Annotated in this window: 12 protein-coding genes; 7 read left to right on the top strand and 5 right to left on the bottom strand. The window is 57.4% G+C overall.

What is annotated here, in order from left to right; genetic code table 11:
• The 3 genes from ACXJ5O_RS09485 to ACXJ5O_RS09475 all read right to left on the bottom strand — a co-directional run.
• The coding region (locus ACXJ5O_RS09485; RefSeq protein WP_457299665.1) for an FAD-dependent oxidoreductase at positions 1–247 on the bottom strand (247 nt) is incomplete at its 3' end.
• A 5-nt stretch (positions 248–252) separates the two neighbouring features.
• On the bottom strand, positions 253–567 hold the full coding sequence (locus ACXJ5O_RS09480; protein ID WP_457299664.1) for a MocE family 2Fe-2S type ferredoxin: 315 nt from the start codon (positions 565–567) through the stop codon (positions 253–255).
• Positions 568–597: 30 nt separating this feature from the next.
• Complete coding sequence (locus tag ACXJ5O_RS09475) at positions 598–1,701, bottom strand: fatty acid desaturase family protein (protein WP_457299663.1); 1,104 nt, start codon at positions 1,699–1,701, stop codon at positions 598–600.
• Positions 1,702–1,836: 135 nt separating this feature from the next.
• On the opposite strand from ACXJ5O_RS09475, the gene ACXJ5O_RS09470 reads away from it, so the two are divergent.
• Together ACXJ5O_RS09470 and ACXJ5O_RS09465 are read left to right on the top strand one after the other, a co-directional pair.
• Positions 1,837–2,868, top strand: a complete 1,032-nt coding sequence (locus ACXJ5O_RS09470; protein ID WP_457299667.1) for a LacI family DNA-binding transcriptional regulator — start codon at positions 1,837–1,839, stop codon at positions 2,866–2,868.
• A gap of 310 nt (positions 2,869–3,178) precedes the next feature.
• On the top strand, positions 3,179–4,006 hold the full coding sequence (locus ACXJ5O_RS09465; protein WP_457299662.1) for a TIM barrel protein: 828 nt from the start codon (positions 3,179–3,181) through the stop codon (positions 4,004–4,006).
• Positions 4,007–4,055: 49 nt separating this feature from the next.
• Here ACXJ5O_RS09465 and ACXJ5O_RS09460 read toward each other — a convergent pair whose 3' ends face one another.
• Positions 4,056–4,202, bottom strand: coding sequence for a hypothetical protein (locus ACXJ5O_RS09460; protein WP_457299661.1), 147 nt, complete (start codon positions 4,200–4,202; stop codon positions 4,056–4,058).
• Positions 4,203–4,801: 599 nt separating this feature from the next.
• Here ACXJ5O_RS09460 and ACXJ5O_RS09455 point away from each other — a divergent pair.
• From ACXJ5O_RS09455 to ACXJ5O_RS09435, 5 genes are all read left to right on the top strand, one after another.
• Complete coding sequence (locus tag ACXJ5O_RS09455; protein WP_224514317.1) at positions 4,802–5,731, top strand: sugar ABC transporter substrate-binding protein; 930 nt, start codon at positions 4,802–4,804, stop codon at positions 5,729–5,731.
• A 232-nt stretch (positions 5,732–5,963) separates the two neighbouring features.
• On the top strand, positions 5,964–7,505 hold the full coding sequence (locus ACXJ5O_RS09450) for a sugar ABC transporter ATP-binding protein (RefSeq protein WP_457299660.1): 1,542 nt from the start codon (positions 5,964–5,966) through the stop codon (positions 7,503–7,505).
• Positions 7,506–7,601: 96 nt separating this feature from the next.
• Positions 7,602–8,630, top strand: a complete 1,029-nt coding sequence (locus ACXJ5O_RS09445; protein ID WP_457299659.1) for an ABC transporter permease — start codon at positions 7,602–7,604, stop codon at positions 8,628–8,630.
• A gap of 204 nt (positions 8,631–8,834) precedes the next feature.
• Positions 8,835–9,824, top strand: coding sequence for an inositol 2-dehydrogenase (iolG, locus tag ACXJ5O_RS09440; protein ID WP_457299658.1), 990 nt, complete (start codon positions 8,835–8,837; stop codon positions 9,822–9,824).
• A gap of 109 nt (positions 9,825–9,933) precedes the next feature.
• A complete protein-coding gene (locus tag ACXJ5O_RS09435; RefSeq protein ID WP_457299657.1) occupies positions 9,934–10,149 on the top strand; it encodes a DUF4287 domain-containing protein in 216 nt (71 codons plus the stop codon).
• Between the two features lie 122 nt (positions 10,150–10,271).
• On the opposite strand, the gene ACXJ5O_RS09430 is transcribed toward ACXJ5O_RS09435, so the two are convergent.
• Entirely contained in the window at positions 10,272–11,381 is a 1,110-nt protein-coding gene (locus tag ACXJ5O_RS09430) for a Gfo/Idh/MocA family protein (protein ID WP_457299666.1), read from the bottom strand.
• Between the last annotated feature and the right edge of the window lie 50 nt (positions 11,382–11,431).

Here is an 11,431-nt window from a genome sequence, read left to right as displayed (position 1 = left end):
ACGTCGCCGTTGAATTGCCTACGAAGTCGATGTTCTTTTCGGTAAACAGGGATTCGGCGGCTATCGTGCGCGGGGCCGGATGATCTTCCGAGACCATCGCTTCCTTGGAAAGAGGCGGGCGCTCATAGGGGAGGTGTTTTTCCGTGCCGATCAAAGTGACCGGGCCGTCATAGCCGTTTTCCCGTAAGGCAAAAGCCGCGCGCACGCCGCATTCGCCAGCGCCAATGATGACCATTCCTCGTTCCATCGCTATTATCCCAGCTGTATCAATATTTTACCGGCCTCGACCTTGACCGGGTAGGTTTTAAGGTTGATGCAGACCGGCGCTCCCTTGGCTTCTCCGGTCTTGTAATTGAAACGGCCATTGTGCTTGGGGCACTCGATGATCTCGTCCATGACGAGGCCATCTGCCAGGTGGATGTGTTCATGAGTGCACAGACCGTCCGTAGCAAAAAACTCATCGTCGGGACTGCGGTAGATTGCAAAGGTCTTTCCTGCGTGATCGAAACGCATGACGTCTTCTTCGTCAATGTCGTCTGAAGTGCAGGCTTCCACCCAGTTGCTCATCGTTCGATCCTCCCGGTCGTTTATGGGCTATTATTCCGCTGCCGCCGCGATAGATTCACTATGGAATTCCTCGCGATAGGGCTTGGCGGTCGGCGGCAAATCCCGCTTGAGAAAATAGTCCTCATTGCGCAGCTGCCGCAGGAATGCAGGCACCATCTCGCGGTAAGCGTGCAGGATGGATGGGTTTGCCGCTGGCAAATCATGTTTGATCATGGCGTGCAGCTGCGGCAGCGCGTGATACGGCACCATCGGGAACATGTGGTGCTCGACGTGATAGTTCATGTTCCAGTAGATGAACCGGCTGATCGGATTCATCAGGACCGTGCGGCTATTGAGCCGATGATCGGTGACATTGTCGGCAAGCCCGCCATGCTGCAGAAGCCCGGTGAGCACATGATGCCAGGCACCATAAAGCCGGGGCAGGCCGATCAGCATCAGCGGCAGGACCGATCCGAGATAAAACGAAAGCCCGATCGTGGCGACGTAGATCGCGGCCCAGATGCGGGCGATTCGTACGACCCTTGGCTGTTCCTGCTCGGGAATGAAGGTCTTWTCCTCGGCGCTGACAATTCCCAGAGCGTTGCGGATGAGGTCGCTCATGGCGTGCCAGACATCCAAAATACCGAAGAAATTCAATGCGACACGCAACAAATCGGGTGGTCGCATGACCGCGATTTCAGGATCGCGGCCGACGATGACCGTGTCCGTGTGGTGCCGCGTATGGCTCCAGCGCCAGGTGACTGGATTGCGCATGATCATGAAGCAGGCAATCTGGTAGACGATGTCATTCATCCAGCGCGTCTTGAATGCCGTACCGTGGCCGYATTCATGCCAGCGGCTGTCCGAAGCGGAACCATATAGAACGCCATAAGCAAGGAAAAACGGCACGCAAAGCCAGGTACCCCAGAAATAAACGCCAAGGCCGGCGAAAATCAGCATGCTGCCGAGCCAGATCGCAGTGTCGCGGATTGCCGGGCCATCAGAGCGCTTCATCAGCTCTTTCATCTGCTTGCGGGGAATGTCGGTGTGGTACCATTCGGCGGCAGCAAGACCTGACTCCACAGCCAGTTGCGAGTCACGGCCGATAAGGCTGTAATCCCGCCTTGTCGGCATGGCGAGCGATGCTGCTTGCATATGAGACCTCCCTCAATCGGTCGAGAGAAGATACGCGTTGCTGCAACCTGCCTCAATCTGAAATGATGAAATTCTATCATTTTCAATCAGAGATTGGTATAAATGACTGATAGATTCTATCAGGGAGCGCATGAGGTGGCAAATAGGCCGACAATCTCGGATCTGGCGCGCGCGGCCGGGGTGGGTGTCGCGACAGTCGACAGGGTGCTGAACGGACGGCTACCGGTTCGCGAGGAAACGGCGCGGCGGGTGTATGAGGCGGCCAACAGCATCGGATACCATGCGGCCGGATTGATCCGCCAGCGCATGCGGCAGGAACTGCCTGAATACCGCCTGGGCTTTCTCTTGCAGAAACCCGGACATTATTTCTATCAGGAGTTCGCGCGGGAGATCGAGAATGCTGTCGGCCAGGCGTCGCATTTCCGCGGCGTTCCTGCGATAGAGTTTTGCGCCTCGCAAGCACCGGACGAGATCGTCGCCAAGCTGAAATCGCTGGCGGGACGCTGCCGTTCCATCGGCCTGGTCGCGCCGGACCACCCGTCCATCACGGCTGCTGTCGATGAATTGAAGGCAAAGAATATCCCCGTGTTCTCGCTGCTCTCAGATTTTGCCGCCGGAATCCGCGAAGGCTATGTCGGCGTCAACAACCGCAAGGTGGGGCGCACGGCGGCCTGGATGATCACCAAAGCCGCCAAAACGCCCGGAAAAGTCGCGATTTTCGTCGGAAGTCATCGCTTTCATGGGCATGAACTGCGCGAAATCGGTTTTCGTGCCTTCTTCCGTGAAGAGGCGCCGGAGTTCACTGTGTTAGACACGATGGTCAATCTGGAGACGCGCCAGATCACCAATGAGGCGATGGCGGAGCTGCTGCGCCGCCATCCGGACCTTGCCGGCTGCTATGTGGCGGGCGGTGGAATGGAGGGCGCGATCACTGCGATTCGTGAGGCGCAATTGGAACAGCCGCCGGTGATGATCGTTAATGAAATCACTCCAGAATCGCGGGCGGCACTGGCCGACAAGGTCGTCACCATGGTCATCGCRACGCCCATGCCAAGGCTCTGCCGGGAGCTCACTGAGCTGATGGGTCACGCCATCGAAAGCGGCGCGGCCAACGCTCCGGGTCAGACTTTTTTGCCGTTCGATATCTACCTTCCAGAGAACATCTGAGCCGCATTTACACCCGGCTACAATCAAATTGCCCGCGCCGGTTGAAATTCCTGCGCCGGAATCGAGGATTCATGTTTCATTTTCGCATGTTCTTGCGCCAGATCCGGACATTCTTGCGCAAAAGCTCCGCCGGATCCCGCAAACCTTGTTCTCGTTTCCTTACGCATCGGAATCTATCAGAAATGATAGTTTTTAGCCAAGACGGCGATTGACGCAATAGCGGCTTCGACAGATGGTTGCGCCGGATTTGCGGGCTCTTGGCAACCCACGGGCGCAGACCGCGTTAAGTACTACCGGGAGTATTATTCAGATGAGCGACACGATTTCTCACCCTGTCTTTGCGATCAACCATATCGCCGCGCCGAACATGACACCGGCCGAATTTTTCCAGATGGCGAAGTCGCTCGGCCTCAGCGATGTCGAGATCCGCAACGACCTGGGCGGCAATGCTATTGTCGACGGTACGCCGGCGGCAGAGGTCCGGGCGGTGGCTGAATCGGCAGGCGTTCGCATCGCGACGATCAATGCGCTGCAGCGCTTCAACGAGTGGACGCCGGAGCGCGAACGGGAGGCGATCGAGCTTGCCGATTATGCACGCGACGTGGGTGCGAGCGCGCTGGTTCTTGTCCCGGTCAATGATGGTTCCGGCCAGACAGATGGCGAGCGTCAAGCAAACCTGCGCACCGCATTGACGGCGCTGAAGCCTATCCTTGAACAGCGTGCTCTCATGGGTTTCGTGGAACCCCTCGGCTTCGAGATTTGTTCGCTGCGTTCCAAGCGCGAGGCGGTGGAAGCGATCGAAGCGGTGGGCGGGCAGGGGCGGTTCAAACTCGTGCATGACACGTTCCATCACCACCTTGCCGGCGAACCCGAGTTGTTTCCGGCGATGACGGGCATGGTTCATATTTCAGGGGTTGCCGACCCTGATCTTGCGGTTGGCGACATGCGCGACCCGCACCGGGTACTGGTCGACGGGGATGATCGGCTCGGCAATGTCCGCCAGATGCGCGAACTGATCGACCAGGGCTATACCGGCCTGTTTTCGTTCGAGCCGTTCGCACCGGAAGTGCAGGAACTGGAAAACCCGTCCGAAGCGCTGGCCTCCAGCATGGATATGATCAAGGCCGGGTTGATTTGACCTAAGGTCAGGACCCGTTGGCTGGTCCTGCCCCTAGATTTCCCGGAGGTCAGTTCTCCTGGATAGACACGCCGCCCTCTCCGATTTTCAGTTCGACGCCTGCGGGCCTGGTTTCCTCCCGGTAGGCGTAGACACCAAGACCGATAACAGCGACGAGAAGCGCTCCAATAATCAGATACAGGCCATTGCGATTCACTATTTGATCCTTTGTTTGTTAGCAACTAGAGCAATTCCGTTTCTCTTCGAATCACGGAATTGCTCTAGTTCTTTGTTTATACGCAATTCCGGACGGAAAACCGCTTCACACTTTTCCTGGAATTGCTCTAATTGGACYGACCCAGCGCATGTGGAGCAGGTTGACCGGGCGTTTGATCGCCGGCCGGGTAAAACCAAAGAAATGCAGCGACCGCCAGGACGACAATAACAGCCGTCGATATCCATGTATGAACGCGCATGAGACTGTCTCCGGTTACGGAGTTAAACCGCGTGCCGCCCAGAAGGTTCCGCAATCAGACTGCACTGCTGTGCAACCTGAAGCCTCTTATTAATTGGTCTATAGTCCTCAAATCCCGCTTGACGCTCCTTCCATAAAATGGAATAAATATTTCAGATGCTGGGCATAACGGTCCGTATATTCCGTAATGGGTGTTCAGATTAAGATTTGCGCGCAAACGCCGCGCACGCTTCATGTCCGGATATTGCCAGCCAGGGACAAGGTGGGTTGGCGAGATTTGGGCATGAAGGGTTCCGGATTAAAACAGGTGCAGCCGGGGCACCATTTGTGGAGGAGAAGACATGAAAAAGTTTTTGCTTGGAGTGGCTGTTTCAGCATTGATGGCTGGTTCGGCTTCGGCCGCGAATATTGGCGTCTCGATGGCGAAGTTCGACGATAACTTCCTGACCGTCCTGCGCAATGGCATGCAGGACTATGCCAAGACGCTTGATGGCGTGAACCTGCAGGTCGAGGACGCGCAGAACGACGTTGCCAAACAGCAGAGCCAGATCCAGAATTTCATCGCTTCCAAGGTTGATGCGATCATCGTCAATCCGGTCGATACGGACGCTACCGGCGCCATGTCGAAGATCGCCGCCGATGCCGGCATTCCGTTGGTCTATGTCAACCGCGAGCCGGCAAATGTCGACAGCTTGCCGGAGAAGCAGGCTTTCGTTGCTTCCAACGAAGTTGAATCCGGTACGCTGGAAACCAAGGAAGTCTGCCGCCTGCTCAAGGGCAAGGGCAAGATCGTCGTGATGATGGGCGAACTCTCCAATCAGGCCGCCCGCCAGCGCACCAAGGACGTGCATGATGTGATTGCAACCGACGAGTGCAAGGGGCTTCAAATCGTCGAAGAGCAGACCGCCAACTGGTCGCGCACGGAAGGCTCCGACCTGATGACGAACTGGCTTTCGGCTGGTCTCGAATTCGATGCGGTCGTTTCAAACAATGACGAAATGGCTATCGGTGCGATCCAGGCCCTGAAGGCTGCAGGCCGCTCGATGGACAGCGTCGTTATCGGCGGCGTCGATGCCACGCAGGACGCGCTTGCCGCCATGGCTGCCGGCGACCTCGATGTGACGGTTTTCCAGAACGCGGCCGGTCAGGGCAAGGGTTCGGTCGATGCGGCGCTGAAGCTCTCCAAGGGCGAGAAGGTCGAGACCAAGGTCTATGTGCCGTTTGAGCTGGTGACCCCGGAGAACCTGTCGAAGTATCAGAAGTCCAATTAAGGCTTCTGTTTCAAACCACGCCGAGCTTCACCCTCCCCCTTGTGGGGAGGGACGGAGCGAAGCGACGGGGAGGGGCCTTTGAGCCTAATTTCTTGCGATGGCGCACTACGCCTTACTCGTTGCAACAAAGACCCCGCCCCGGACCTGCGGTCCGACCCTCCCCACTGGGGGAGGGAATGCGTCAACGTTTGGCGTATGATTGAAACGAGAGCCTCTCTGGGAGGAGATGATCATGGCAGTCAGTCCCTCGACCATGGCAGCGGTGCGCGCCAGTGGCGCCGTGCCGCAATCGGAATATCTCTTGAACGTCGAAAACATCCGCAAGGAATTTCCCGGCGTTCTGGCGCTGGACAATGTGCAGTTCCGGCTCAAGCGCGGCACGGTTCACGCGCTGATGGGCGAGAACGGCGCCGGTAAATCCACGCTGATGAAGATCCTTGCTGGAATATATATTCCAGATCAGGGCGAGGTTCATCTGAAAGGTCTGCCGATCCGCCTGAAATCGCCGCTCGATGCGCTGGAAAATGGTATCGCCATGATCCATCAGGAGCTCAACCTGATGCCATTCATGACGGTGGCGGAGAATATCTGGATCCGGCGCGAGCCGAAGAACGGCTTCGGCTTCGTCGATCACGGCAAGATGTACGACATGACCGCAGAGCTGTTTGAGCGGCTGAACATCAAACTCGATCCGGAAAGCCAGGTTCGGGATTTGAGCGTCGCCAACCGGCAGATGGTGGAGATCGCCAAGGCGGTTTCATACGAATCCGATGTCCTGATCATGGACGAGCCGACGTCGGCGCTGACCGAGCGCGAGGTGGCGCATCTGTTCGAGATTATCCGCAGTCTGCGCGAACAGGGCATCGGCATCGTCTATATCACCCACAAGATGAACGAGCTTTTCGAGATCGCCGACGAGTTCTCTGTATTCCGCGACGGGCGCTATATCGGAACGCATCTTTCCACCGATGTGACGCGCGACGACATCATCAAGATGATGGTCGGCCGCGAGATCACGCAGATGTTTCCGAAAGAAGAGGTGCCAATCGGCGATGTGGTGCTTTCGGTAAAAGACCTCTCGCTGAAGAACGTGTTCCACAATGTGTCGTTCGACGTGCGTGCGGGCGAGATCCTTGGCGTTGCCGGCCTGGTCGGTTCAGGCCGCTCGAACGTCGCCGAGACGATTTTCGGTGTGACACCGGCAACGAGCGGAACCATCGAGATCAAAGGCGAGGTGGTCAAGATGACTTCGCCGACGCAGGCCATCAGCCACGGCATGGCTTTCATTACCGAAGACCGCAAGGAAACGGGCTGCCTGCTTATTMTCGACGTCCTTGAAAACATGCAGATCGCGGTGCTGCAGGACCGTTTCGTCAAGTACGGGTTTGTCCAGGAGAAGGGCATTACCGCGGCGTGCACCAAGATGAGCGATACGTTGCGGGTCAAGACCCCGAACATGGAGGAAAGGGTCGAGAACCTTTCCGGCGGCAACCAGCAGAAAGTATTGATCGGCCGGTGGCTTCTGACCAATCCCAAGATCCTCATTCTCGACGAACCGACACGCGGCATTGATGTCGGCGCCAAGGCGGAGATTCACCGCCTTGTATCGCAACTCGCCAAACAGGGGGTCGCGGTGATCATGATCTCGTCGGAAATGCCGGAAGTGCTCGGCATGAGCGACCGGGTCATGGTGATGCATGAGGGCCGGGTTACCGGTTTTCTCGATCGCGCCGAAGCAACGCAGGTCAAGGTCATGGAGTTGGCATCAAAATGAACGATCGTTTGATAATCCACCCTGACAATTATCGGATAGAATTTTCCGCGCTTTAACGGTTGTTTGGCGCTGCCTGGAATATTGGAGGACCTTATAATGACAAGCGAGCAGGTGACGGCCAAGGCAACAACACCCGCACTCGGGCGCAAGCACCGCCGGCGCATGCCGCCCGAGGTCAACATCCTTTTGGTGCTGATCGGTATTGCGCTGGTTTTCGAAATACTCGGCTGGATTTTTGCCGGACAGAGCTTTCTGATGAACGTGCAGCGCCTGCGGATCATTATCCTGCAGGTCTCCGTCATCGGCATCATTGCGGTAGGCGTGACGCAGGTGATCATCACCGGCGGTATCGACCTTTCCTCCGGCTCGGTCGTCGGTGCAACCGCGATGATTGCGGCAAGTTTCGCGCAGGCCTCCACCTGGGCGCGGCCGGTCTATCCGGCCTTGACGGACCTGCCGTTTTTCGTGCCGATCGGTATCGGCCTTGGCATCGGCCTCCTCGCCGGTATCATCAATGGCTGGCTGATCGCCTATACAAAGATACCGCCGTTCATCGCCACGCTCGGCATGATGGTGTCGGCCCGCGGCATAGCAAAATGGTACACCAAGGGCTCGCCGGTTTCAGGCCTGACTGACCAGTTCAATTTCATCGGCACGAGCATCTGGCCTGTGGTTGTGTTTCTCGTGGTGGCGCTCGTTTTCCATATCGCCTTGCGCTATACGCGCTATGGCAAGTTCACCTACGCCATCGGCGCCAATGTGCAGGCGGCACGGGTTTCCGGCATCAATGTCGAAAAACATCTCATCAAGGTGTATGCCATTGCCGGATTGCTGGCTGGACTTGCCGGCATCGTTACCGCTGCCCGGGCGCAGACCGCGCAGGCCGGCATGGGCGTCAACTATGAACTCGACGCAATCGCGGCGGCCGTTATCGGCGGCACCTCGCTTGCGGGCGGCGTCGGACGTATCACCGGCACGGTGATCGGCGCGATCATTCTTGGCATAATGATCTCCGGCTTTACGTTCCTGCGGGTCGATGCCTACTACCAGGAAATCATCAAAGGCGTGATCATCGTTGCCGCAGTTATCGTGGACGTGTACCGCCAGAAGAAGCGCAAAGTTTAATAGGCTTTCAAAATCCACCCTGATGGGCACCTGAAGCGATTTTCTCCGCTTCCGGTGCTCACGGACCTAAATGTCCGCTGTGCTCCGGTTCTCGAAAACCGCCCCATCTGCGCATCAGGATGAATTTTCACAAAGCCTCTGGGCACTTTAAAAATCAATCTGCAACGCCCGGGATACTTCCGGGCTTCTTTAATGAGGTAAGAAATGACTGTACGTTTTGGCCTGCTCGGTGCTGGCCGTATCGGCAAGGTTCACGCGAAAGCGGTGACATCGAACCCACAGGCGAAACTCGTCGCCGTCGCCGATGCCTTTGAACAGGCCGCCAAGGATCTTTCCGCTGCGCATGGCTGTGAAATCCGCACCATCGACGAGATCGAGAAGGCATCCGATATCGATGCGGTTGTCATCTGCACGCCGACCGACACGCATGCGGAACTGATCGAACGCTTCGCCCGCGCGGGCAAGGCGATCTTCTGCGAGAAGCCGATCGACCTCGATGTGAAGCGTGTCGAAGAATGCCTCGCCGTTGTCAGAGAAACCGGCGCGACGCTCATGGTCGGCTTCAACCGCCGTTTCGATCCGCATTTCGCTGCGGTACGCAAGGCGATCGACGATGGTCAGATCGGTGACGTGGAGATGGTGACGATCACGTCGCGCGACCCTGGTGCGCCGCCGGCCGAATATATCAGCCGTTCCGGTGGCATTTTCCGCGACATGACCATCCATGATTTCGACATGGCACGGTTTCTCCTCGGCGAAGATCCGGTCGCGGTAACCGCGCACGCCTCGGTGCTGGTGGACAAGAAGATCGGCGAGCTTGGCGATTACGACAGCGTCAGCGTGATCCTGTCGACGGCGTCGGGCAAGCAGTGTGTGATCTCCAATTCGCGCCGCGCGACCTATGGCTATGACCAGCGCATCGAAGTGCATGGCTCAAAGGGCATGGTCGCGGCAGAAAACCAGCGGCCGGTGTCGATCGAGATCGCCAACGGCAGCGGCTATACCCGCCCGCCGCTGCACGACTTCTTCATGACGCGCTATACGGAGGCCTACGCTAACGAGATCGCCGCATTTATCAGCGCGATTGCGAAGGGCACGAAGGCGGCGCCGAGCGGCGAGGACGGGCTGATAGCGCTGGCGCTTGCCGATGCAGCGGTGAGGTCGGTTAAGGAAGGCAAGACGAYCAGGCTTTGAGCCTCCGTTATCTCTTCGCTGACGGTTTGCGGCTCAGGTAGCCCCTTGCATCGACAACTTAGATGTCTCAGAACCGTGAACCTGATTACAAGGATAGGAGTTCGTTTACATGTCGGCGGAGAACAAGCTGAAGGGCCCTGCTTCGTACTTTCCTTCCATTGAGAAGACATATGGCAAGCCAATAAGTCACTGGCTAACGATGCTGGATGAAATGAAGGAAAAGAAGCACATGGAGATGGTATCCACGCTGAAATCAGAGCACCAGATGGGTCATGGCCATGCCAATGCTCTAGTCGCGTATCATCGGACCCAGAGTGGAGCATAAGCCAAGCTCGCCGGAATGTGTTGCGCGAACTACCCTTCCCGTCGTCAGCCGTGGGTCCTCGGGTCAAGCCCGAGGATGACGGTACCTGCATGAAGATTGTGGTGGAGTAGCCAAAAGCATAATCATCTGACATCCACCCAGCGTTGATCATTGAATGACTGTGCCATCGCATGCACGGTACGTTCTATTTCGAGGCCGTCGGCGAATTCGATCAGATGGGCGGGCTGGCCGTTGATGCGCTTGATCAGCTCATGGCACTCAATGATCTTCAGATCGTTAAAACCGAGGCCATGGCCGGGAGCCGGGATAAACTGCCCATAGGGCTCATGATGCGGCGCCGTCAGAATGGTGCGGTAGCCCTGCTCGGTGGCGCGGTCGGCGGTGACGTAAAGCTGGAATTCGTTGGCGCGTTCCTGATCGAACAGGATCGAGCCTTTCGAGCCGAATACCTGCAACGCAATGCGGCCCTTGCGGCCCCAGGCGGACCGATTGGCCTGCAAGGTTCCGGCAACGCCGTTTTCCATGTGCATGAGAACGCTGGCGCTGTCATAGGTTTCGACAGCGCGATCCGTGCCATTGGCCGTCTTGCGGGTGGCATAGGGCTTCGACATATCGCACATGACGCGGGAAACCCGGCCAAACAGCGTGAACAGCAACGACAGGGGATGGACAGCAAAATCATCCAGCGCGCCATATCCGGACGTAGCCTCGTGTTTCCAATTGAAGAGGGCATCGGGATCGGCCATGAAGTCCTCATCCATCTCGATGCGCAAATGGTTGATGTCGCCGATGATCTTCTCGGCAAGCAGCTTGCGGATATGGCGTATGGCTGGTCCCTGGATATAATTGTAGCCGAGGGCTGCTACCTTGCCCGACTGTTTCGCCGCGGCGAGCATGGCTTCCGCGTCGCTGAATGTTGGCGCCATGGGCTTCTCGCACCAGACATGCTTGCCGGCTCTCAGCGCCGCAATTGCCATTTCCGGGTGAAACTGGTTGGGGGTGGTGATGGAGACGACACCGACTTGCGTGTCGTCGATGACCGCGCGCCAATCGCCCGAGGCTTTCTGGAAACCGAACTCATTAGCGCGGCGCACGGCGAGCTCCGTGTTGGCTTCGCCAAGATGCACGAGCTGCACTGCCGGCACATCACCGAAGACGGCGCGAACCGAATTCCACGCCAGTGCATGGCATTTTCCCATGAAGCCCGTTCCGATCAGTCCTACACCTAACATTGCTCTCTCTCCTGACGATTCAGCTTGGGCCATCGCTTGCAGTTCTCGAT

The sequence above is a fragment of the Phyllobacterium sp. P5_D12 genome, from assembly GCF_054049495.1.
The sequence above is the reverse complement of the archived record's forward strand: the minus strand, read 5'-3'. Positions and strand labels throughout refer to the sequence as shown.